Source organism: Aminobacter sp. LjRoot7 (assembly GCF_964252895.1).
GTDB lineage: Bacteria > Pseudomonadota > Alphaproteobacteria > Rhizobiales > Rhizobiaceae > Aminobacter > Aminobacter aminovorans_B.
The window spans coordinates 271794-296660 of sequence record NZ_CAXUPX020000005.1; the positions used below are offsets into that span (position 1 = coordinate 271794).

14 protein-coding genes are annotated in these 24867 nt (G+C 65.5%); 6 read left to right on the forward strand and 8 right to left on the reverse strand.

The genetic code is table 11. From position 1 onward, the window contains the following. Positions 1-99 precede the first annotated feature (99 nt). On the forward strand, positions 100-468 hold the full coding sequence (locus ACSQ3E_RS16845; protein ID WP_436123585.1) for a hypothetical protein: 369 nt from the start codon (positions 100-102) through the stop codon (positions 466-468). Between the two features lie 11 nt (positions 469-479). After that, entirely contained in the window at positions 480-1121 is a 642-nt protein-coding gene (gene maiA, locus ACSQ3E_RS16850; RefSeq protein ID WP_436123586.1) for a maleylacetoacetate isomerase, read from the forward strand. A 79-nt stretch (positions 1122-1200) separates the two neighbouring features. Here maiA and ACSQ3E_RS16855 read toward each other — a convergent pair whose 3' ends face one another. From ACSQ3E_RS16855 to ACSQ3E_RS16865, 3 genes are all read right to left on the reverse strand, one after another. After that, positions 1201-1866 (reverse strand): DUF1326 domain-containing protein, encoded by a 666-nt coding sequence (locus ACSQ3E_RS16855; protein WP_436123587.1) that lies wholly within the window; start codon positions 1864-1866, stop codon positions 1201-1203. A 104-nt stretch (positions 1867-1970) separates the two neighbouring features. Next, entirely contained in the window at positions 1971-3329 is a 1359-nt protein-coding gene (gene glyA / locus ACSQ3E_RS16860) for a serine hydroxymethyltransferase (protein ID WP_436123588.1), read from the reverse strand. A gap of 212 nt (positions 3330-3541) precedes the next feature. Next, positions 3542-4180, reverse strand: coding sequence for a class I SAM-dependent methyltransferase (locus ACSQ3E_RS16865; protein WP_436123589.1), 639 nt, complete (start codon positions 4178-4180; stop codon positions 3542-3544). A 154-nt stretch (positions 4181-4334) separates the two neighbouring features. On the opposite strand from ACSQ3E_RS16865, the gene ACSQ3E_RS16870 reads away from it, so the two are divergent. Then, entirely contained in the window at positions 4335-4514 is a 180-nt protein-coding gene (locus ACSQ3E_RS16870) for a hypothetical protein (protein WP_436123590.1), read from the forward strand. A gap of 40 nt (positions 4515-4554) precedes the next feature. Here the strand turns inward: ACSQ3E_RS16870 and ACSQ3E_RS16875 are convergent, their stop codons facing one another. Next, complete coding sequence (locus ACSQ3E_RS16875; RefSeq protein WP_436123591.1) at positions 4555-5802, reverse strand: flavin-dependent oxidoreductase; 1248 nt, start codon at positions 5800-5802, stop codon at positions 4555-4557. Between the two features lie 76 nt (positions 5803-5878). Further along, positions 5879-6775: a LysR substrate-binding domain-containing protein gene (locus tag ACSQ3E_RS16880; protein ID WP_436123592.1), complete on the reverse strand. Its 897-nt coding sequence runs from the start codon at positions 6773-6775 to the stop codon at positions 5879-5881. Between the two features lie 152 nt (positions 6776-6927). On the opposite strand from ACSQ3E_RS16880, the gene ACSQ3E_RS16885 reads away from it, so the two are divergent. After that, on the forward strand, positions 6928-7899 hold the full coding sequence (locus tag ACSQ3E_RS16885) for a bile acid:sodium symporter family protein (protein ID WP_310320499.1): 972 nt from the start codon (positions 6928-6930) through the stop codon (positions 7897-7899). Positions 7900-7911: 12 nt separating this feature from the next. Here the strand turns inward: ACSQ3E_RS16885 and ACSQ3E_RS16890 are convergent, their stop codons facing one another. From ACSQ3E_RS16890 to ACSQ3E_RS16900, 3 genes are all read right to left on the reverse strand, one after another. After that, on the reverse strand, positions 7912-9042 hold the full coding sequence (locus tag ACSQ3E_RS16890; RefSeq protein WP_436123593.1) for a glycoside hydrolase family 3 protein: 1131 nt from the start codon (positions 9040-9042) through the stop codon (positions 7912-7914). 190 nt (positions 9043-9232) lie between these two features. Beyond that, positions 9233-12316: an efflux RND transporter permease subunit gene (locus tag ACSQ3E_RS16895; protein ID WP_436123594.1), complete on the reverse strand. Its 3084-nt coding sequence runs from the start codon at positions 12314-12316 to the stop codon at positions 9233-9235. Further along, positions 12313-13479 (reverse strand): efflux RND transporter periplasmic adaptor subunit, encoded by a 1167-nt coding sequence (locus tag ACSQ3E_RS16900; protein ID WP_310320330.1) that lies wholly within the window; start codon positions 13477-13479, stop codon positions 12313-12315. Before ACSQ3E_RS16900 ends, ACSQ3E_RS16895 begins: the two co-directional genes overlap by 4 nt. A gap of 363 nt (positions 13480-13842) precedes the next feature. Here ACSQ3E_RS16900 and ACSQ3E_RS16905 point away from each other — a divergent pair, with 363 nt between their 5' ends. Then, entirely contained in the window at positions 13843-14694 is an 852-nt protein-coding gene (locus tag ACSQ3E_RS16905) for a hypothetical protein (RefSeq protein ID WP_436123595.1), read from the forward strand. Positions 14695-14928: 234 nt separating this feature from the next. Then, entirely contained in the window at positions 14929-24666 is a 9738-nt protein-coding gene (locus ACSQ3E_RS16910; RefSeq protein ID WP_436123596.1) for an autotransporter-associated beta strand repeat-containing protein, read from the forward strand. The last annotated feature ends 201 nt before the right edge of the window (positions 24667-24867 follow it).

The following is a 24867-nucleotide window of genomic DNA, read 5'->3' on the forward strand; positions in this document are numbered from 1 at the left end:
CCCGCTCCGAGAGCCTTGCCCGGCAAGGCGTTGCGTCTTGCGCGCGCAATAAAAGGCGGTATACTGATGATTATTGAGAACACAGGAAAGGAAAGCAGCATGGCGCAGGAACCGCTGGCCACCAAAGGCAACTTCCTCCACATCTACGACTTCCGTGTGGAGGCCGGACGCGAAGACGAATTCGTTCAACTGTTCGAGGAATTCGACTATTCGGACGGCAATCCGATGCATAAATCCTGGGCCCAGGTGAAGGACGGCGTGTTGTGCCGCGACACCGAGGATCCGCAGCGTTTCTTCCTCATCGCCGAGTGGTCCGACATCGTCGAGCATGCCAAGATTCGCAAAGTGCTGGCGGAAGAGCTCAAGCCGGCTTTTGTCGGCCTGATCGAGGGACGCAAGTTCGTGCCCAAATATGTCGAGGTCGTCTCGTCGACACCGGACGAGATCCTCAACGCCGCGTCACACTGACGGCAAAAGCGATGCGCATGCTCTACACCTTCTTCAGGTCGTCGACCTCGTACCGGCTGCGCATCGCGCTCGCGCTCAAGGGGCTCGACTACGAGCCCCGCTTCATCAGCCTGCCCAGGATGGATCACCGCACCGCCGACTACATGGCGCTCAACCCGCAAGGGCTTGTGCCGGCGCTGGTCGAGGACGGCCATGTCTTCGCCCAGAGCCTCGCCGTGCTCGAATATCTCGACGAAACCCATCCCGAACCGCCGCTGCGGCCCACTGACCCGGCCGGGCGCGCCTATGTCAGGGGCCTCGCCCAGATCATCGGCTGCGACATCCACCCGCTCAACAATGTGCGCGTGCTGAAATACCTCAAATCGCGCTGGCAGCTGTCCGACGACGACACCAACGAATGGTACCGCCACTGGATCGAGGAAGGGTTCCGCTCCTTCGAGGCAACGCTCCGCGCCGCCGGCCGGCATGGCCGCTATTGCCTCGGCGACACGATCACCATCGCCGACATCTGCCTGGTGCCGCAGGTGGCCAACGCCCGCCGCTTCGACTGCGATCTTTCCGCATTCCCGCTGTCGGTCGAGATCGCGGGCTCAGCTGCCGCTCTGCCCGCCTTCGCTGCGGCGCATCCGAGCCTCCAGGCCGACGCGTTCTGAACGGGCCACGGCATCGCCGAGGCATCGACCTGGGGCATTCATGTCGGCTCGCTTTCATTCATGGGGAAGGCAGGCTCGCCTATCCGAGCCATGCCGTGAGCCTTGATCTTTCTCGAACCAAGCCATGTTGATTGAAGTGGTGGACACAAAAATGCGCCCATGAATCTTCGAATGCCATCTCCATGTCCCCGGCAACCGAGGTCGTACCCAGCCCGATCTCTGCGTAGGTAAACTCGAAACTGCCGCTAGGGCGCGCCAGCGCAACATGGAATGGTTGACCGGTAAACTCGTTGATCATCGGCCTGCCGCTGCTGCGCATGACACCGGGTATGTCTACCCTCGCAGTCCTAAGGTCCAAGTCCGCTTCAAGATGGATCGGCAGGAACAAGGTGCTGCAAGATTCCGAGCAGGTGGACGCGAAGACGGCAAACAGATTGCTCAATGGTTCGCATGCCTGGCCTGAGATGATCGTTTCAAGTGCGATCCGCTGAGCTTCATCCGCACGCTCGTCTATGATGATCTGGCGGCGGCCGTGTCCGTCCTTGATTTCGCCAGGCCATTTGTACAGCGCCGCCCAGTTCAGGCCGGTGATCGGCGTATCGCCGAAGTGGCCTTCAACGATGTTGCCGACGAAAGCCGACTGACAGTAGCCATGGGTACTCGGCAAATTGAACTGGCAACCACAGTTCATGGCGCAACTGCAGTTGTCGTACGTCTCGCTCTTGAACAGCCATTGATCAGACATCCCTCCGATCCTCCGCTGGTTCACCTGGTGCTGTCTGCGTAGCAGGCTGGTCGTCGCGCCGAGCACCTCCTCGTCACCTTCAACGAAGATGCCGCCGCCGGCTTCTAGGCCGGCAATCCAGTCTCGAAGCAGTAGTAGAGCGTGCGAAATCCCGAGCGCAGAGCCATCGCGTCTTCCTTCACGATCTCCGGGCTTTCGCGGCGCACGACAACCCGGGCGATGAGATCTGCAATCTGATCCATCTCGGTCTCCTTCATGCCGTAGCGCGTCATCTCGGTCGTGCCCATGCGCAAGCCGCCCGGATAGTCCCAATTCTTGGGGGAATCGCTCGGGATCAGGTTCTTGTTGACGATGATGTTGGCTCGCTCGAGCGTCCGGGCACATTCCAATCCGCGGCCGAATTCGCGCGTGTCGGCAATTGCCTGGTGCGTGGCCGTGAAGCCCTTGTGGCGGCCCAGCATCGGCAGGCCGCGCGCGTCGAGTCCCCGGGCAAGCGCCTGGGCGTTCTTGACGATCTGCGCCATGAATATTTCGCCGAAGGCGATCGCCTCTGCCGTCGCAAGCGCGAGCGCTGCGACGCGATTGACCTGATGCGTGGCAGCCCATATCGGAAAGACAGCCGTCGTCACTTTCTCGGTGATCGTGGGGTCGTCCCAGACGATGATTCCCGATTGCGGGCCGGCGAAGGTCTTGCCCGCCGAGCCGGTCATAATGTCCGCTCCCTCTTTCAGCGGGTCCTGGAACTGCCGGCCGCCGATCAGGCCGAGCTGATGGGCGGCGTCGAAGAACAGGCGCCCGCCCCACTCGTCGATCACGGCCTTCACCTCCGTCACCGGCTGCGGGAACAGGGTCATCGACAGGCCGAGCGCCACCAAAGGCGGTTGGGCGGCGAGCGCAACCTTGCGAAACGCATCGACATCAACGACCAGCTCATCCGGATCCATCGGAATATCGACGATCTTGCGACCCATGACGCCGGCCGGTCCATCGAGGCGATTGGACGAATGACCACCGACCGGCTGCGCCGCGCTCATGATGATGTCGCCGGGCGCGGACAGTGCCGTATAGACGACAGCATTGCCGACCATGCTCGCGCACATGCGGTGATCGGCATATTGGCAGCGGAAATAGCGCTTCAGCAGCTCAACACAGAGAGCCTCGACTTCATCAATGTGGCGCGTTCCGGCGAACCAACGGTTGACCTTGCCGATGTGCCCCTCGGCCGCTCGCGTGCCAATCTCCGCCCCCAGCAGGGCGCGCACGCCGGGGCTGGTTGGCGCCTCGGGGGCCAGGAGGTTGATGCAGTCCTGGCCACGCCATTGCGCATTGCGCGCGACAGCCGCTTTTATCGCCTCGCCCATGTCGCGCGCTTCAGCGCAGGCATCCAGTATGGCGCTGGCGGCGGCAAGCGCGTCGCGGTCATGCACTTCGATCCGATTGTGGTCCAGGCGTGCGGAGGCCATGGCAGACACCCCTTCAAATCGGTCCGGCAGCTATCGCCTGCAGGTGTGCCTGTATGCTGACAGGTTCAGGAAGCGGACAGCATTCGCAATCCGCACGATTATATGCCTTCGGAGTGGCCAGTGCCATGTCAACTTGCCGGCCTTCGAGGCGGCGCATCCAAGCCTGCAGGCGTACGTGTTCTGAAGGCGGGATGCTTAGGCGACTGTCAGTGTCATTTCTTACGGGCGACGATGTAGGGCCTGTTGTCGTTGCCCTTCGTCGCGTGGTTTTCAGTTGCGACGACTTCGAAGCCCGCGGAAGAAATCATCCTGACCAGCTCTTCGCTACTGAACGCGCCGGCATGCGGCGCGAGGCCGGTGGCCCTCATCACCGGCAACAGCGCGAGGCGGATCAGCGGGTTCATGTCGCCGAGGCAAGGCGTCTTCGAGACGAACAGGCCATCGCTGGCGAGCAGCGTGTGGATGCGCCGCAAGGTGCCCGGCAGGTCGCGCACCAGATGCAGATAGTTGAAGCCGAGAACCACCTCGAACTGCCCGGTCCCGAGTTCGGGCGCCTCGGCCGTCGCGGTCAGGAAATCGAGCCCCCTGATCGGGCAAACCAGCCGCTTTTCCTCGGCGATCGCGATCATCGCCGGAGAGAAATCCGTCCCGAGATAGGTCTTCACGTCGGTGGCCAGCAACATCGCCGTCGACCCGGTGCCGCAGCCGAGCTCCAGCACCTGGTCGCCGGCCCGCAGCAGCCCGCGCGTCCGGTCCAGCGTGCGCGCGTAACCATCGCGGTCGGCCACCGCCGACTTGGCATATCTGCGTGAAGACCGGTCCCAGAAGCGGGCGTCGCTCGCAATGCTCATCCAGGATGCTCCTCTGCCAAACCAGGATTTGCTAACAACGTATGAAGCCTTTCTTGCAGCAACATTGCAGGATTCTGCCGTGACTCGCATCACGTCGCCCGTGCCGTCACGATCCACACCGAAGCGGTGAGCTCGACACGTGCTGGATCGCCCAATGCCGCCAGCCCGCACGCAAACGAGACTCGACCGTGGCACGCAAGTCGGGTTTTTCGCGAACGATCTTGCCGAGCGGACCGACCTTCAGCAGTACCTGCGCCATGGCATCTACATCGCCGCTCGACACTTTTTGGTCATGCGGCCGGACAGCAATGTCCCGGAAGCCGGCGGCTGTTAGCGTGCGGTCGATGTGGTCGGGATCGGCGACCGGTATCCGCTCACGCCCGTCGCCGCTCGGCCACCGTGGCCTTGTCGTAGCCGGCGACCTTCTTGTAGCTGTTCGACAAAGCCGCCAGCTCGTCCTGGGTGATAACGTCGTCGAGCCGGGCGAAGGGCCGGTCGCCGGTGCGCTCGTAGACCTCCTTGAGGATGACGTCGGGCGGGGTGGTGCGGTTGGTGCGCACGACGGTCGCCGTCGCCTGCAGCCGCTTGTCCTCATAGGACTTGAGCAAGCCGACGACATCGCCGCCAGCGCCAAAACTGTCGGCCAGAGCGCGGGCGTCGAGGATCGCCTGGCCAGCACCGTTGGAGCCGCGCGGATACATCGGGTGGGCGGCGTCGCCGAGCAGGGTGATGCGACCAAAGCTCCAGCGGGCGAGCGGGTCCTTATCGACCATCGGATATTCGAGGATCGCCTCGGCGCCGCGGATAAGGCCCGGCACATCGAGGAAATCGAAGCTCCAGTCGGCGAAAGCATGGATGAAATCGTCGAGCCGGCCGCGGCGGTTCCAGTCCTGCTGGTGATAATCAGGCGTCTCGATCTCGGCGACCCAGTTGATCAGCTGGCGGCCATCGGCGTCGAGCTTGTTGCGGATCGGGTAGATGACCATCTTGCCATGGGTGAGCCAGCCGGCGCGGACATAACTTGCACCGCCGAGATAGGGCTTCCACCAGGTGGTGCCGCGCCACATGTTGACGCCGGAATAGATCGGGCCGCCATCGTCCGGCACGAGCTTGCGGCGCACGACGGAATGGATGCCGTCGCAGCCGACGATACCGGCACCATGCTGGACCGGCCGGTCCTCGCCGGTACGGCCGTCGACGAAACGGGCAACCGCCGCATCCGCCGTCTGCTCGACATCGATGCATTTCCAGCCGGTGACGACGCAATCCGGGCCGGCCCGCTCGACGACTGCCGCGTAGAGGATCTGCTGCAGGTCGCCGCGATGGATCTGGAACTGGGGATAATCATAGCCGGCAAAGGTGCCGACTGGCTCCTTGTAGATCAGCTGGCCGAAGCGGTTGAAGAAGCAGGATTCTCGCGCCGTGACCGCGACTTCGGCGAGTGCATCCTGCAGGCCGAGCTCGGTCAGCTCGCGGCTGGCATGCGGCAGGATGGAGATGCCAACGCCGATCGGCCGGATCTCCTGTGCGCTTTCGTAAACGCGGAACGGCACGCCCGCCTTGTGCAGCATCAGGGCCAGCGTCAGCCCGCCGATACCTGCGCCGATGATCATCACGTCCATGTGGCTCTCCGATCAATTTAAGCAGTATACTGACTATTATTCGACACGAAAGGCGTGGCCGACCGAAGCCGGGTGGCTAGACCGCCTCGCGAAATGGCAGTTCGAATTCCTGGCGCGCGTTGCGGTCGAGTATTTCCTTGGCAAGTGCGGCGGCGACGCCGGTCGGCTCGTTGGCGGCACTGGTCAGGATGAACTCGACCTCCTCAAGCTGCGGCAGCTGCGGGCTCGTCGGCAGCACCATCAGCCCCGACGACACCATGCTGCGAGGCTGGACCATGATGCCGAGTCCGGCGCGGGCGGCCGCCTGCAGCCCGCTCAGGCTGCCGCTGGTGCAGACGATGCGCCAGGGGATGCCCTTGCGGTCGAGCGCCTCGATCGCCGCGACACGGGTGATGCCGGGACGCGAGAACAGGATCAGCGGCAGCGGCTTGCCGGCTTCGACGACCGATGGGTCGCGCGCCGCCCAGACCAGCCGCTCGGTGCGCACGGCAACGCCGCTGCGTGCCTCGCGCTGCTGGTTGAGGCCGACGCGGCGCTTGGCGATGACGAGGTCGAGCGCGCCCTCGTCGAGCAGGTCGAACAGCGTGCTCGACAGCGCCACCGTCAGCTCGAGCTCGACGGAGGGGTGGCGCTCGGTGAATTTGTGCAGCACGTCGGCCAGCCTCGTGGTGACGAAATCCTCCGACGCGCCGAAGCGGATGCGGCCGCTGAGCCGCGCGCCTTGCAGGTAGCTGCGGGCGCGTTCGTTGGCGTCGAGGATCGAGCGGGCGAAGCCCAGCATCGCCTCGCCGTCAGGCGTCAGCATCACCGAATGGGTGTCGCGGACCAAAAGGCGCCTGCCAACGCTGATCTCGAGCCGCCTGATGTGCTGGCTCACCGTCGACTGGCCGAGCCTCAGATGCACCGCCGCCCCGGTGAAGCTGCGCGAACCGGCAACCGCTACGAAGGTCTGGAGGAGTATCGGATCGAACATGATCCCTCCCTGTGTTCACGAAACGAAATGAGCATCATTCCTGTATGCGCCATTCACAATGCCACCGGCATTTGGCATACTGTATACAAAATTAGCTCATTGCCAAGGGATACCACGCCTTGTTTGCACGTTTTCGTCCCGACACCTTCATCATGCTGATGATCGCCTGTATCGCGCTGGCATCGCTGCTGCCGGCACAAGGCAGTTTCGCCGGCCATTTCGGCACTGCGACCAACATCGCCATTGCGCTGCTGTTCTTCCTGCACGGCGCGCGGCTGTCGCGGGCGACAGTGATTGCCGGCATGACGCATTGGCGGCTGCACCTTCTGGTGTTTTCGACCACCTTCGTGCTGTTCCCGATCATCGGGCTGGCGCTCGGCCTGCTGGTGCCGACGGTGTTGCCAGCAGCACTTTATGCCGGTGTGCTGTTTTTGTGCGTGCTGCCGTCGACGGTGCAGTCGTCCATCGCGTTTACCGCGCTCGCCGGCGGCAACGTGCCAGCCGCCGTGTGCTCGGCCTCGGCCTCCAACATCATCGGCATGTTCCTGACCCCGCTGCTCGTCGGGCTGCTGTTTGCCAAGACCGGAGGCGGCGGTGTGTCGCTGTCGGCGATCGAAGGCATCATGCTGCAGTTGCTTGCGCCCTTCATCGCCGGCCAGCTCGTCCAGCCCTGGCTCGCCGGCTGGCTTGGCAGGCACAAATGGCTGGTGACTGTCGTCGACCGCGGCTCGATCCTGATGGTGATCTATCTCGCCTTCTCCAAGGCGATGGTCGCAGGCCTGTGGCAGCAGTTGCCGCTGCAGTCACTCGTCGTGCTTTTGCTGATCGCGGCCTTCCTGTTATCGACGGTGCTGGCTGTCACCATCTTCGCCAGCCGCTTCCTCGGCTTTTCCCGACAGGACGAGATCACCGTCGCCTTCTGCGGCTCGCACAAAAGCCTGGCCTCGGGCGTGCCGATGGCCAATGTCATCTTCGCCGGCCAGGAGATCGGCGCGATCGTGCTTCCCTTGATGCTCTATCATCAGCTGCAGCTGATGGTCTGTGCCTGGATGGCCAGGCGCTACGCCGAGCGCACCGCCGCCGAACGCGCGACCATCGCCGAGGCCCAGGGCGCGGCGCAGTAACCGCGCGACGAGCTAGATCTTGGTGGCGCCGCCATGGTTGGCCGGCAGCGAGCGGGCGCGCAGCGGGGCGACCGAGGCGTGCTGCTCGAAGGTCTCCTCGCCAAGCACTTCGACCTTGTGGTTGGGCAGGTCCGACAAAAGGCCGGCGACGCGGGTGAACGACTGTTCGAGCGCGCGCTCCTTGATCTCGCCCGCCTTCAGGCCGGCCGCCATGTAGTCGATCATGCGCGTGATGATCTCGGTGTCGGCCCAGTAGGCGCACATGCACAACAGGTCGCAACCGGCATTGATGATGCGGATCGTCGTCTCGGGCTTGTCGAGCCGGTCGGAGATCGCCTTCATGCCGAGATCGTCGCTGACGACGACGCCCTCGTAGCCGAGTTCCTTGCGCAAGATGTCCTGCAGGATCACCTTCGACATCGTCGCCGGTGTGCCCGGATCGATCTGCGAAATGACTATGTGCGCGGTCATGATCATGCGCGTCTGCGCATCGTTGAAATGACGGAACGCCTCGAGCTCGCGGCTGCGGAAGGTCCTGGGGTCGACGTCGATGACCGGCAGCGAATAGTGCGAATCGACCGCCGTGTCGCCATGGCCGGGGAAATGCTTGGGGCAACCGAGCACGCCCTCGGCCTGCATCGCATCGAGAAACGCCCGCGCCGCCGGCACCACATCGTCAGGCGTCGTGCCGAACGAGCGCTGGCCGATGACGGGATTGGCCGGGTTTGAATTGACGTCGACGACCGGCGCGAAATTGACATTGAAGCCGAGCGAGCGCAATTCGACGCCCATCGCCTTGCCGACATCGGCAGCCTGCTTCGGCCACTCGCGCGCATAGGCAAATGCGGTGATCGGCGCCGGCGGGCGCAACACGCCGCCGCCCTCGTGGTCGATCGAGACGATGACCTCGTCGCGCTCGATGTATTCGCGCACGTCGGACAGCAGCCTGGCGTGGTTGTCGAGCCAGTCCTCATAAGGCGCGTCGGGCAGGAAATTGGCGCGGAACAGCACAACGCCAGCCGGCTTCAGCAGCGCCAGCAGCCGCTTGTCCTTGTCGCCGAGCACGTGACCGGGCTGCAGGCCGATCAGAAACCGGTGTCCATAGGACGCAGGACCGCGCCCGAGATCGAATGAGAGATCCATTGCCGTGCCAAACTCCGCCTGAAGTCCGCTGCCAAATTGTGGCAGACCGATGCAAACAAGTCCTTAGAACATGAGCGCGGGATTCGGAATCGCTTTCGGAACTGCCGCCCCGCAAAAGATGCGAGGCGGCGTGCCAGGGCACTTAATATCGTCGACCAGCCGCATCGTCATTCGGTCCCGGACAGGCCGGTCAGCCCCGCGCCCGTTCGGCGATCAGCTCGCCTTCGGCGCGGTCGGCCTCGGTCACCGACGTCATGCGCTTGAGACGACGGGCGAACCAGGCGTTGAGGTCGTCCATCGAGGTGAACATGACCGGCACGACGACAAGGCTGAGCAGCGTCGAGGTGATCAAACCACCGATCACCGCGACCGCCATCGGCGCGCGGAAGCTGGCGTCGGCACCGATGCCGGCAGCCGCCGGCACCATGCCGGCGACCATGGCGATCGTCGTCATGATGATCGGGCGGGCACGGGTCATGCCCGCCTGCATCAGCGCCTCGCGACGCTCCATGCCCTGGGCGCGGCAGTCGATGGCGTAGTCGACAAGCAGGATCGAGTTCTTGCAGACGATACCCATCAGCATCAGGATGCCGATCGTCGACGACAGGTCGAGCGCCGCGCCATAGAGCAGCAGGGCCAATGCCGCGCCACCCAGCGACAGAGGCAAGGCGATCAGGATGGTGATCGGCTGCAGGAAGTTCCGGAACAGCAGCACCAGCACCGCCATCACCATCAGGATGCCCGCCACCAGCGCCAGCGCGAAGCCGCGGAACATCTCGCCCATCTCTTCCGAGGCGCCGTACTTCACGTGCTGGACGCTGGCGGGAAGGTTCTTCAGCAGCGGCAGCGCTTCGACAGCGGCCATCGCGTCGCCGATCGTCACCCCGTTCAGATTGGCCTCGACAGCCACCATGCGCTTGCGGTCGAGCCGTTCGACCTTGCCTTCCTCGGCACCGAAGTCGATGTCGGCCACCGACGTCAGCGGCACCACGGCGCCGCTGTCGGTGCCTACCCTGAGGTTGCGCAATGTCTCGAGGTCGCCGCGCGCCGACTTGTCGAGCAGGACGCGGATCGGCACCAGCCTGTCGCCGAGGTTGAACTGCGCCGAATTGGCATCGGTTTCGCCGAGCGTCGCGATACGCGCCACGGTGCCGAGCGAGACCACCGAGACACCGAGACGTGCCGCCTCGTCCATGCGCGGCCTGACCAGCAGTTCGGGTGCTGCCGGAGGCTGGTTGGACAGCACGTTGACCAGTTGCGGCAGCTTGCGCATCTCGTCCTCGAGCTGGCGAGCGGCCTTGTTCAGCTCTTCCGGGTTGTTGCCGGCGAGAAAGACCGACAGCTCCTTGCCGCCTGAGTCGCTGGCGAAGCTGAACTGGATATCAGGCACGCTGGCCAGGATGGGCAGCACGGAGAGCTCGAACTCCTTGCGCGAGACCTGCCTTTCACCACGTGGCTTCAGCTTGATGATCAGCGAGACCCTGTTGACGTCGCCGGTGAGGGCCAGGACGCTCGCCACTTCCTTGCGCTGCAGCAGCTGCACGACGATGTGGTCGGAGACGCGCGCCGTCTCTTCGAGCCTGGTGCCCGGTGGCAAGGTGATGCTGGCATCGGAGACGTTGCTGTCGGTGCCAGGCACGAAGCCGGTCGAAAGCTGCGTCAGCAGGAACACCGAGCCGGCAAAGAATGCTGCGACCAGCGCGAAGGTCGTCTTGCGATGATCGAGCGTCCAGCCGAGCAAGGCGAGATAGCGCCGCGACAGACGCGACGGTTCGGCGGCGTGATGACCGTCAGGTTTCGGCTGCAGCAGATAGGCCGCCATCAGCGGCGTCACCAGGCGTGCCACGACCAGCGAGATCATCACGGCAACCGCAACGGTGATGCCGAACTGCCGGAAATACTGGCCGACGGCACCGCCGATGAAGCTGACCGGCGCGAACACGGCGACGATTGTCAGGGTCGTTGCAACGACAGCCAGGCCGATGGCGTCGGCCGCCTCGATCGAGGCGAGATATGGCCGCTTGCCCATGTCGACATGGCGCTCGATGTTTTCGATCTCGACGATGGCGTCGTCGACGAGGATGCCGATCACGAGCGTCAGCGCCAACAGGCTGACACCGTTGAGCGTGTAACCGAGCAGGTCCATGACGGCGAAGGTCGGCAGGATCGACAGCGGCATGGCGACCGCTGCAATCAGCGTGGCGCGCCAGTTGCGCAGGAACAGGAACACCACGAGCACCGTCAGGCCCGCACCCTCGAGCAGCGCGGTCACAGCGGCGTTGTAGCTTTCGAGCGTGTATTCGACGTTGGAGATCACCTCGACGAAGGCGACGTCTGGCGTGCGCGTCGAGATCTCGCCGAGCCGCTTTGTCACCGCATCGGCAACGGCGGTGTCGCTGTAGCCCTTGGCGCGATAGACCGAGAAGCCGACAACGGCCTCGCCGTTGTAGCGGGCAAAGCCGCGCGCCTCGGTCGGCCCGTCGGTGATGGTGGCGATGTCGCTGAGCTGGACCCAGCGCTTGCCCGGCAACGATACCGAGAGATTGAGCAGTTGGTCGAACGAAGTGACGCTGCCGAGCGTGCGGATCGACTGCTCGCGGTCGCCGACCTCGCCGCGTCCGCCGGGAACGTTGACGTTGATGCCACGCAGCGCCGTGTTGACCTGGTCGGCGGTGACGCCGAGCGCAAGCAGGCGGTCAGGGTCGAGCGAAACCGTTATCTCGCGGTTGACGCCGCCGAATCTCTCGACCTTCTGCACGCCCGGCACGGCAAGCAGTTCGCGGCTGACCATGTCCTCGACGAACCACGACGCCTCGAGCGCAGACATGTTGGGCGCCTGCATGGTGAAGTAGAGGATGGCACCGCCCTCGACATCGACACGCGAAATGACAGGCTCCTGGATCGACTGCGGCAGGTCGGACCTGATCTGGCCGACAGACTCGCGGACGTCGTTGGTCGCGCGGTCGGGATTGACGCCGATCTTGAACTCGACCGTTGTCGTCGACACGCCGTCCTTGATCGTCGAGCGGATGTTCTTGACGCCGGCGAGGCCGGAGATGGAGCCTTCGACGCGGCGGGTGATCTGGCTCTCCATCTCGGCAGGCGCAGCACTTGGCTGCGTCACCGAGACGGTGACGATCGGAAATGACAGGCTCGGATTTGCGTTGACCGGAAGACGCATGAAGGCGGCGATGCCGGCCAGCGTCGCCACGACAAACAGCACGATGGTGGGCACCGGCTTGCGGATCGCCCAGGCAGAGATATTGCTGATCATGGCTTGACGCTTCCGGTCTTGGCGCCAATGTCGGTGGTGGCAACCACATCGCCGTCGCGTAGCGACGCACCGGCCTTGGCGACGACGACGTCGCCCTCCTTGAGGCCGGAGCGGATTTCCAGCCTGCCATTGTTGCGCATGCCGGTCTGGACCGGCCGCAGGTCAACCTTGCCGTCCTCGACCACGAAGACGGCGGTCTTGTCCTTGCCGCCATAGACCAGCGCCGAGTCAGCAATGACGATCGCCTGGCGCTTGGCCACCACGACGGCGGCGCGGGCAAAGGAGCCGGGGAACAGGGCCGTATCGGTCTCGAAGGCGATGCGCGCCACGCCGAGACGGGTATCGCGATCGATCTTCGGCGAGATCAGCCGAACCTTGCCAGGAATCTTCCCGTCTACCCCCGGCAGGGTGACCGAGGCAGCCTGGCCGACAGCCAGTTGCGGCAACTCGCGCTCGGGGATCTCCGCCGCCAGCTCGACCTCGCCGTCACGGATCAGCTTGATCAGCGGGTCCGACCCGGTCAGCGCGCCGGCATTGGCGTGGCGTTCGGACACCACACCCGCAACAGGTGCCACGACGACGTTGCGCTCGACCTGCCGGCGGGATTCGGTGAGCTGGGCCTCGGCCTGGTCGACCTCGCCCTGCGCCAGGGCAACGCCCTCGCGCTCGAACGCCTCGGTCGAGGCACGGTCGGCGTAGCCCTGCGCCGACAGCGCACCGGACTGCTTCAGCGGCGTCGCGCGTTGCAGTGCTGCCAGCGCCTGCGCCGCCTTGGACTGCTGCTGGGCCAGTGCCGCCTTGGCACGCGCCAGCCGGCCTTCGCTCTCATGCAGCTGGTTCTCGCGCATCGCCCTGTCGAGCCGGACCAGGATCTGGCCGGCCTCGACGCGCTCGCCAACCTCGACCTCGACGCTAGCGATGCGCTGCTCCTGGAACGGCGCGCCGACGGCGACCTCCTCGCGGGCAGCAAGCACGCCGGTGAAGGACAGCGTCCATTCGGTCATGTCGCTGGCAACGACGAAGGTCGACACCAGCCGCTTTGCGGTTTCGCTCTGCACGGCGGCATTGGCCGCGGTATCGGCAGCCGTGGGCAGGACCGCGCTTGCCAGCAGCGCCGCGGCGACTGCCGCGATCCGCGCCCGGCGGTGAAGGTAGTGCGTCATTGGTACAAACTTTCCACAGTCAGATGTCTCCGAAGAACGGCGACGCCGGCATCCCCTAAGCCAACGCATCATTATTCGATTGATCAATCTAGTATTTGGGCCAGACCCGTTTTCATGATCTGCCAAATGACAGGGCACCATTGCAGCAATCTGTCGTGACGCCTGCAGCCGGCAGTTTTTGCATCGGCAGCTTGAATTTCCGGCGGCAAGTCTGATCGAAGATCATTTGCCGAGTTAAATTTGCCCGACCACGTGCCATTCCCATCACTTCATGAGAGAGCCAGTTCGACTACTTCGATGGGGCTAGACAGAACGCCGTCGAAGCGTGGATATAGCGCATAGTTCGAGGGCCGATTCTTGTCGATGACTGCGGACGTAATTGCCAGCCACCCCTCGCTGCAGGAGCTGATCCGGCGGCAGTCGCAGGCATTGCTGATGGCCTACGAGGCCAATCCCCGGCAGTCGTCCGTCTTCGCCACCCAGCAGCGCTGGCTGATGGGCCATATCGGCTTCGCCCTCTACTTCAATCGGGAAGCCGATGAGCCAGGGCTGCTGACGTCGCGCTTCCTCGACATGACCCAGGCCCATGCGGTGGCGAGCCGCAACACCGCCGACGCCTTCCTCAAGGAACTACTCAACTACGGCTACATCGAATATTGCCCCGAGACCGACGACCGCCGGGCACGGCCGGTGCGTCCGTCGCAATCGACGATCGATGCCATACATGGCTGGGTCATGGTGCATCTGGCGACGCTCGACGGCCTCGATGGCGGCCAGCGCCTGGCCACCTATCTGGCGACATCGGACGGCCTTGCCCGCATCGAGCCGCTGATCTGCGACGGGCTGTTGTCCTCGCATGCCATCCGCGAGCCGGCCAACACGTTTTCGCTGTTCACCTGGCTCAACAACGGCGGCATCATCATGGAACGGCTGATCGCCGGGCTGGAAGAAGCCACCACCGATGCCGAGCAGCTGTCGACGAGCATCACCTCGATCGCCGAAATGGGCCTGTGGCTGCAATTGTCGCGTTCACATCTCGCCCGCAAGTTGCGCGAGGCAGAGGCCTTGGGCAGCATCGGCTGGCGCGGCAAACGCGGCAGTTCGGTGATGTGGGTATCCAGGGGATTCCTCGGCGAAATCGCCGCCGCGCAGGCAGCGAAGCTCGCCGTGATCGACGCGGCGTACGAGGCGAGCCTCGCCCCCGAAATCGGCTAAACACCTGCAATAACGGCCGAAATTCCCCCCAATAATAGTCAGTCTCTAACAATTGACCCCATTTTTTGGCGGGCATAGGGTCCGCTCATCCCGGCGCTTGGGGTTTTAGGGCGGGCGCCGGAGCTGAACTTAGCAGCCGATGTGAACTGCGCCGACAGCACACCTGTCGCGGCGCCGGCGGAGCCTTGCGCGCCGCCGGCCGCCGGTTTGCGTCCGCGATCCGGGGAATATCACGTGAGCAGCATCCGCAGTCGAAATGAAGCAGCGCAGCATGACCATGCAACCAGGGATCGCTCCGCGCCGTCCCTGTATGGCATCTACCGCGCCGCGCTTTTGACCTGCACAGCACTCGTGGCGCCGCTGGTGATGCCAGCCGCCGTGGGCCCGGCTGTTGCCCAGACCACGGGTGCGGACGGCGGCAATGGCGGCAACGGTTCCGGCACCCGAGCCGGTGGTACCGGCATGGGTGCCGTGCTTGCGGCCGGCGGCAACGGTGGCGGCGGTGGCCAGTCGGGCAACGGCCAGCCTTCCGGCACCAATGGCGGCAACGGCGGCACCAACGGCTTCGGCGGCGGTGGCGGCGGAGCCGCCGACAGCGGCGCGGGCGGTGGCGCCGGCTACAACGGCGCGGGCGGCGGCGGCGGCGGTGGGGGTGGTGGCGCGGGGCTGGTGATCAACTCGGGCAACGTTACCGTCAGTCAGAACTCGACTGGCGGCAAAGGCGGCAAGGGTGGTTACGGCGGCGTCCAGATTGGCGGCGTCTCGATCGCCGGCGGCGGCGGGGGCGGTGGCGGCGGCAGCGGCATTATGATCGGCGGCAGCAGCGGTTCGACAACCGTAACGGTTGGCGCCGGCGTGTTCGTGCGTGGTGGCCTGGGTGGTGAGGGCGAAGCCGGCAACTCCAATGGCAATCCAGGTGGAACACTGTACCCACGCGATCACGGCGTCGGCGGCAGTGGTGGCCATGGCATCTCGGTCACCGACCCGAATGGCGCAACGATCATCGTCAATGGCGATGTCACAGGTGTCGAAGGCGCCGCCGGCGGCGGCTGGAATGGCAACAGGGCAGCGAGCGGCGCCAGCGGTGTCGGTATCCGCGGCCAGAACCTCAACATCACCATCGGCACCGCGGGCGCGATCAGGCGCACGCTCAGCGGGCAGGACGCCATCCTCATCACAGGTGGCACCAACAGCATCAACAGCCTGGGCTCCGCCCCCAACCAGGGTACGGTGCAGGGCGCGATTCATCTCGGCGCCGGCGTCACGACGATCTCGGGCACCTATTCGTACGGCACCAGGCCGACCTGGGTCCTGATCGACGGCGGCGCCGAGATGAAGGTGCAAGGCGCCAGCGCCGCCAACAACGCCAGGTCCATCTACGACCTGAAGAACTACGGCCTCGTCACCGTCGACACCGGCAGGTCGCTCAGCCTGGACATGGGCACGAACTTCGCGACGATGAACATCGCCTCGGGTGCAACGCTCGAAACGACAAATGGCGGCTTCGTCAACAACGGCACCGTCAATGTCGCCGACACCGGCACTGTCTCAGCTGCCGGCGGATGGACGAACGAAACCGGCTCGACGCTGAACTTCAACGGTCGGGGCACGCTGTCGGGCGGCTGGGGCCAGTTCGTCAACCACGGCACCGTCAACGTGAAGGCCGGCGACGTCACCGCCAGCAACGTCACTTTCGACAACACTGGAGGAAGGCTGTCGCTGTCGGGCGGCAACCTGACCGGCATCGGCGAGCTGACCAACGGCGCGGGCGGCACCATCGACATCAGCACGGGGCGCACGCTTTCGCTCGCCACCCTGACCTCGACCGGCGGCAACGCCACGGGCACCGGCACCATCGAGGCGTCGACCGCCTTCAACTTCAACGCCGGGTCCTACGCGACGAAACTCACCGGCACGGCAGTGCTCAACAAGATCGGTTCCGGCACGGTCACCCTGACCGGTACCAACACCTACACCGGCGGCACCAACCTCTCGGGCGGCACGCTGTCGGTGGCATCGGACGCCAGCCTCGGCAACGGCGCGCTGAGCTTCACCGGTGGCACGCTGAATGCCACCGCATCCTTCGCCACCGGCCGCGACGCGACCCTTGGCGCCAGCGGCGGCGGGCTTTCGGCTGATGCCGGCATGACGCTGACCTACAACGGCTTGCTCAGCGGCGCTGGCGCGCTGAGCAAATCAGGCGACGGCACGGTGGTGCTCGGCGCCGCCAACACCTATGCCGGCGGCACCGCGGTCAACGCCGGCACGCTCAGGCTCGGTACCGGCGGCAGCCTGCTGTTCGGCAAGGATCTTTCCGTCGCCTCGGGCGCCACCTTCGACCTCAATGGCAAGGCCCAGACCATCGGCAGGCTGACCGGCACCGGCGCGGTCGCGCTTGGCACGGGTACCCTGACCGTTGGCGAGGGCGGTGTCACCTCGACTTTCGCGGGTGCGACCTCGGGCAGCGGATCGCTGGTCAAGACCAGCATTGGCCAGCTCACGCTCGCTGGCGCCAACACGCACACCGGCGGCACAATTGTGAGCGGCGGAGAATTGCGGATCGGCGACGGCGGCTCGACAGGGTCCCTCGCCGGCAACATCGAGCTGGCAGATTTTACCACACTGACGTTCAACCGCGCCGGCACGCTGACCATCGATGGCGTCATCTCCGGCACGGGCACGGTGGCGCAGGCTGGTTCGGGCACGACGATCCTCACCGCCGATAACACCTTTACCGGCACCACCGTGATCGGCGTCGGCACGCTCCAGCTCGGCAATGGCGGCACCAGCGGCTCAGTGCTCGGCTCGATCCAGAACAACGGCACGCTCGCCGTCAACCGCTCCGATACCTTTGAGCTTGCCAACAGCATCTCCGGCAATGGCGGCTTCAGCCAGAACGGCACCGGCAAGACGATTCTGACCGGCCTCAATTCCTTCCTCGGCGGCATCGCCGTGAATGCTGGCACCCTTAGCGTCCGCAACGCTTCTTCGCTCGGCGGTGGTTCGAACGCCATCGATGTCGCGGCCAACGCCACGCTTGAGATCGACGGTGCAATCTCAATCAACACGCGCACGCTGCGACTCAATGGCCTCGGCGCCAACGGCAAGGGCGCCCTGCACGTGGTCTCCGGCGCAAGCGGTGCCAACGCCCGGGCTGCCCTGAGCGGCACCGCGCTGGTCCTGGCCGAAGCGGACACCGACTTCATGTTCTACGGTGGCGTGGACGGCAACGGCCACCGGCTGACCGTCAATGGCAGCGGCAGAACCGGCATCTGGGGCCTGAGCGGCGCCGGCACCGGGCTTGTGAAAACCGGCTCCGGCAGGCTCCTCATGCGCGGGCCCAGCACTTACACGGGCGGCACTTACATCGATGGCGGCACGTTGGAGGTCGACGGAAGTGGAGGGCTCGGCACCGGCACCGTCACCTTCGGCAGCGCAGCAACCCTGCACGGCGCCAACGCCTGGCTCGAGAATGATTTCGATCTCGACGCCACGGCCACGCTCGACACCGACACCTATCTGCTGCTCAACGGCGCGATCAGCGGTTCGGGCAGCCTCGTCAAGACCGGGTCGGGCGAGCTGACCCTCGATGGCGTCAACAGCTACACCGGCGGAACGACCATCTCGGCGGGCAAGCTTGTCCTCGGCAACGGTGCGGCTGCCACGCTCGGCAGCGGCGCAATCATCAACGACGCGCAGCTCGTTCTCAACCGGAGCGGCGACTACACGCTCGGCAATGCGCTCTCCGGCACCGGCACCCTCGAAAAGCGCGGCACCGGCACAGTGACGCTGAGCGGCGCCAACACGCTGTCCGGCACAACGACGCTTGTCGGCGGCACGTTGCAGATCGGCGATGGCACTTCGGGCGGCGGCATCGGCAGCGGCTCGGTCGTCGCCCAGAGCGGCACGACGCTCGCCTTCAACAGGTCGAACCAGGTGACCTTCGCAGGTGTCCTGTCGGGCGATGGCGGGCTGACGCAAAAGGGCAGCGGCACCACGGTGCTGTCGGGCGAAAACAGCTATGCCGGCACCACCAAGATCACCGGCGGCACGCTGCAGGTCGGCGACGGCGCAACATCGGGCAAGCTGGGCTCGGGCAGCGTCCAGAACGCCGGCACCCTTTCCTTCAACCGCTCCGACATCGTCACCGTCGCCAACGCCATCTCCGGCGCAGGCACGTTCGAGCAGGCCGGTACCGGCACCACCATCCTCACAGGCACCAGCAGCTACACCGGCATTACCAAGGTTTCCGCCGGCAAGCTGGTCGTCAACGGCTCGATCGCGGCGTCCTCCAGCGTCACGGTCGACGCCGGCGCGACCATCGGCGGCAGCGGCACCATCGCCGACACCACGATCTACGGCACGCTCTCGGCCGGCAACAGCCCGGGCACGCTGACCGTCGATGGCGACCTCACCCTCGATGGCGGCTCCACCAGCATCTTCGAGCTCGGGACACCTGGCGTTGTCGGCGGCCCGACCAACGACCTCGTCGTCGTCAATGGCAACCTGACGCTCGGCGGCACGCTGGAGACGCCCGACGCGGTGACCGGCTATTACCGGCTGTTCAACGTCTCGGGCAGCGTCACCGGATCGTTCCACACGCTGCCAACCGACGCCTTCATCAGCACGGCCGTCGCCAACCAGGTCAACCTGCTCATCCGTAACAACAACCAGCTGCTGCAGTTCTGGGACGGCTCGGATACTTCAGGCAACGGCACCGTCGACGGCGGCACGGGCACCTGGAACGCGTCGAACGGCAACTGGACTGGCGCGCCCGGAGAAGCCACCATCAACGAAGGCTGGCGCGGCGAGGTCGGCGTGTTCGCCGGCACAGCCGGTACGGTCAATGCCTACGGCACGCTGGCCTTCCAGGGCCTGCAGTTCTCGACCGACGGTTACCAGCTCGTCGGCGGCATCCTCGCCCTGTCGGGCAATCCCTACGGCAACGAAAAGGCGAGCTTCATCAACACCGACAACGGCGTGACGGCGACCATCGGGTCCGCCATCGCCGACGGCGACATGACCGAGCTCGACAAGCTCGGCCTCGGCACCCTGATCCTGACCGGCGAAAACACCTATACCGGCAAGACCACCATTTCGTCGGGGATCCTGCAGCTCGGCGATGGCGGCACCTCGGGCTCGGTTGCCGGCGACATCGTCAACAACAGCGTGCTGACGTTCAATCGTTCCGACGACGCGCTCGTCATCAGCGGCTACATCGGCGGCACCGGGCGCGTCGAGCAGAACGGCACCGGCACGACCACACTGACCGGCGCCAACTATTACACCGGCGGCACCACGATCAACGCCGGCACGCTGCAGATCGCCAATGGCGGCTCGATCAAGGGCGACGTGCTCAACAACAGCAAGCTGGTCTTCAACAACACCGAGGCCAACGGCGAGTTTGCCGGCGACATCACCGGCACCGGAACGCTGACACTCACCGGCAACAGCGTCGTCCTGATGAGCGGCGACATCAGCCACTCCGGCGGCACGACGATCGACAGCGGCAGCGTCCTGCAGATCGGCAAATCCGAGACAAGCGGCACGCTGTCCGGCAACGTCAGCAATTCCGGCACGCTCGCTTTCGACAGGTCCGACGACAGCTCCTTCGACGGCGACATGTCAGGCTCGGGCGACTTCAAGAAGTACGGCGCAGGCAAGCTTACCCTGTCGGGCGACAGCAGCGGCTATGACGGCATCGTCTACTCGCTTGCCGGAACGTTGCGGATTGAAAACAGCCTCGCCGCCGGCACCGGCTACATCATGATGTTCGGCGGTGCCCTCGACTATGGCGCCGATGTCGACCTTGCCAACATCATGACGCTGCAGCAGGACAACACCGTGCTGTCGGTCGCTTCAGGCACTGCCACGCAGTCGGGCGTCATCCTGGCGGGCGGCGGCGTGCCACGCGCGATGGAAAAGACCGGCTCCGGCACCCTCGTCGTCAAGGGCATGCAGCATGGCATCGAGACGACGGTCAGCGCAGGCACGCTCAAGGCGGGCAATACGGACGCGTTCGACATGAATGGTGCGATGACCGTCAAGGCCGATGCCACGCTCGACCTCGACGGCTACGACCAGCGGATCGGCTCGCTGGCAGGCGCTGGTTCGGTCATGCTCGGCGTGGCACGGCCGCTCTGGGGCTCGCCGCAAGAGGTCACGCTGACGACGGGCGGCAATGACACCTCGACCATTTTCTCCGGCTCGATTTCCGGCGCCGGCAACCTGTCCAAGGTGGGCAGCGGCGTCTTCACCCTGAGCGGCATCAACAGCTACACCGGCAAGACCTGGCTCGATGGCGGCACCCTCAAGGCCGGTGCTGTCAACAGCTTCTCTTCGGCCAGCGCGGTCGAAGTCGCCAGCGGCACCGAGCTCGATCTCGACGGCTTCGACCAGGTCATCGGCTCGCTTGCGGGTGCGGGCAAGGTTTCGCTGGGCGCCGGTACGCTGACGACGGGCGGCAACAACGACTGGACCGAGTTCTCCGGCATCATCAACGGCAGCGGCGGCCTGACCAAGAAGGGCACGGGCACCTTCACCCTGTCCGGCTCGAACACCTACACCGGCGCCACCAGGATCGATGCCGGCACGCTGAAGGCGGGAGCTGCGAACACGATCGCCGCAGCCAGCGCGGTCAGCGTCGCCTTTGGCGCCACCTTCGACCTCGACGGCCACAGCCAGACCATCGCCTCGCTGGCCGGCGCCGGCAACGTCAAGCTCGGCGCCGGCACGCTGACGTCGGGCAACAGCGACGACACCGAATTCTCGGGCGTCATGTCGGGAACCGGCGGCCTCGCCAAGCAGGGTTCCGGCAAGCAGACAATGTCGGGCGACAACACCTACACCGGCACGACCTCGGTCACGGCAGGCGAGCTCCAGGTCAACGGCAAGCTCGGCAACACCGCCGTCACCGTGGACAGCGACGCGACCTTGTCCGGCTCGGGCACCATCGCAGGCAGCGTCACCGTCTCCGACGGCGGCCATATCGCCCCGGGTGCGGGCAAGGGCACGCTGACCGTCGGCTCGCTCAGCCTGTCCAACGGTGCCAATCTCGACTTCGAGCTCGGCGCCCAGAGTGACCGCATCGACGTCGACGGCGACCTTGTCCTCGACGGCAAGCTCAATGTCAGCGGCGGCAACGATTTCGGCGCCGGCGTCTACCGCCTGATCAACTATGGCGGCTCGCTGACCGACAACGGGCTGGTCATCGGCACCGTTCCCGGCGCCTTCCAGGCCAGCGACCTCACCATCCAGACGCAGGTGGCGAAGCAGATCAACCTGATCAACACCGGCGGCACGGCACTCGCCTTCTGGGACGGCAGCGCCAGCGGCAACCTCAACAACGGCACCGTCGATGGCGGCTCCGGCACCTGGAGTGCTGCGGGCGGCAACTGGACCCGCCAGGACGGTGCCTTCAACGCGCCGATGGCGCCCCAACCGGGCTACGCCATCTTCCAGGGCACGGCCGGCACGGTAACCGTCGACGGCAGCCAGGGCGCCATATCGGTTACCGGCATGCAGTTCGCCACCACCGGTTACGTCATCAAGGGCGATGCGATCGGCCTTCATGACGCCGCCACCACCATCCGCGTCGGCGACGGCACGGTGTCGAGTGCCGGCACCACGGCCACGATCGAATCCGAGCTCACCGGTTCCGGCGGACTGGTCAAGGACGACTACGGCACGCTCGTCCTCAGCGGCGCCAACAGCTACACCGGCGGCACAACGATCAAGGGCGGCACGCTGTCGATCTCGGCGGACACCAATCTCGGCGCGGCCTCGGGCGGGCTCACCTTCATTGGCGGCATCCTGACCAACACGGCCGCCATGACCACCGCCCGCGACATCGAGCTGCGCCTTGCCGGCGGCACGTTCGATACCCAGGCCGACCTCACCGCATCTGGCACGATCTCCGGCCAGGGCAAGCTGACCAAGACCGGCTCGGAAACCCTGACGCTGACCGGCACCAACAGCTATGCCGGCGGCACCAAGATCAGCGCCGGCACACTGCAGATCGGCAGCGGCGGCACGGCTGGCTCCATCGTGGGCAACGTCGAGAACAATGCCGTGCTCGCCTTCAACCGCTCCGACCTGCTGACCTTCGCTGGCGCGGTCTCCGGCAGCGGTTCGGTCAAGCAGATCGGTTTGGGCAAGACGGTTCTCACCGGCACCAACACCTACACGGGCGGCACGACCATCTCCGCCGGCACGCTCGCCGGCTCGGCCACCAGCTTCGGCAGCGGCGCGATCCTCAACGACGCCGCTTTCATCATCGACCAGGCCACCGACGCCAGCTTCGCCAACGCCATCAACGGCACCGGCAGCTTCACCAAGTCGGGCGCAGGCGCCCTCACCCTGACCGGCACCAGCCTGCTCTCGGGTGACACGTCAGTCAGCGCCGGCAAGCTCTCGGTGAACGGTTCGCTCGCCAAGTCGGCCGTGACCGTCGCCTCGGGTGCTGTCCTCGGCGGCACCGGCATCATCGGCAAGCTCACGGCGCAGTCCGGCTCGACCGTCAATGCGGGCAGCTCGATCGGCACGCTCAGCGTCACCGGTGACGCCAGCTTCGCCGCTGGCTCGACCTTCCAGGTCGATGTCGACACGACCAAGTCGGACAGGCTCTCCGTCGCCGGCAAGGCGACGCTTTCGGGAGGCACCGTTCAGGTGCTGGCCGGCAGCGGCAACTACGCGCCGTCGACACAGTACACGATCCTCACCGCGGCAACCGGCGTGCTCGGCCAGTTCGCCTCTGTCACCAGCAACCTCGCCTTCCTGACGCCGACGCTGACCTACACCAGCAACGCCGTCGGCCTTTCGCTCGACCGCAACGACATCAAGTTCACCGACATCGCCGCGACCCGCAACCAGTTCGCCGCCGGCGGAGCGGCCGACAAGCTGGGCAACAAGCACGCGATCTACAAGGCGATCGTCAATCTCGACAAGGACGCGGCGCGCAAGGCCTTCGACGCGCTGACGGGCGAGGTCCACGCCTCCGTCGGCGGCATGCTCGTCGAGGACGGTCGCTTCCTCGCCAGTGCCGCCAACGACCGTATCCGCGCCGCCTTCGGCGACATCGGCACGGCGGCCGCCCTGCCCGTCATGGCCTATGGTCCCGGCGGTCCCGAGATCGCCGAAGCGACGACCGAACGGATGGCGTTCTGGGGCCAGGCCTATGGCTCCTGGGGCAAGACCGGCAGCGACGGCAACGCCGCAGCCTTCGGCCGCACCACCGGCGGCTTCATCGGCGGTCTCGACGCCGGCTTCGGCGATCATCTCCGCGTCGGCGCCTTCGCCGGCTACAGCAATGGCAGCTTCGATGCCGACGACCGCGCGTCCTCGGGCGACAGCAGCGCCTACCATGCCGGCGTCTTTGCCGGCGGCCAGTGGGAGGCGTTCAGCCTGCGCACCGGCGCCGCCTACAGCTGGACCGACATCGAGACCAGCCGCACGGTCGCCTTTGCCGACTTCAAGGACAAGCTGACCGCCAGCTACGACGCCGGCACCACCCAGGTCTTTGGCGAGGCGAGCTACCGGCTGCAGACGGGCGACGCCATCGTCGAGCCCTTCGCAGCGCTTGCCTACATCAACGTCAAGACCGACGGCTTCACCGAGAAGGGCGGCCAGGCCGCGCTGACGGCCGACGCCTCGACCACCGAGACGACGTTCACCACGCTCGGCGTCAGGGCCAGCACCGACATCGCCATCCGCGGCATGGACGCCAAACTGCACGGCATGGCCGGCTGGCGCCACGCCTTCGGCGACGTCACCCCGCTGACCTCGGTCGCCTTCTCAGGCGGCAGCGCCTTCACGATCGCCGGCGCGCCGGTGGCGAAGGACGTCGCGATCGTCGAAGCCGGCCTCGACCTCGCCCTGACCCCAGACTCAAAATTCGGCGTTGCCTACACCGGCCAGTTCGGCTCCGGCGTGGTCGACCAGAGCTTCAGGGCCAATCTTGGCGTGAGCTTCTGATCAACGGGGGCGGCGGAGACGCCGCCCCCTTGCCGGTGCCTCGGTCAATGAGCCTGAGGCACCACATCAGGTTCGTTCTCGACATGGCAGCCGTTCCGGTCGTGACCCATTGCAGACAATAACGAGTTGATCCACTAATTGTGGTGGCTGGGTCGGTCTCGGTGAAGAGTCCAGTGCAGGAGCATTGGATTTGAGGAGGAA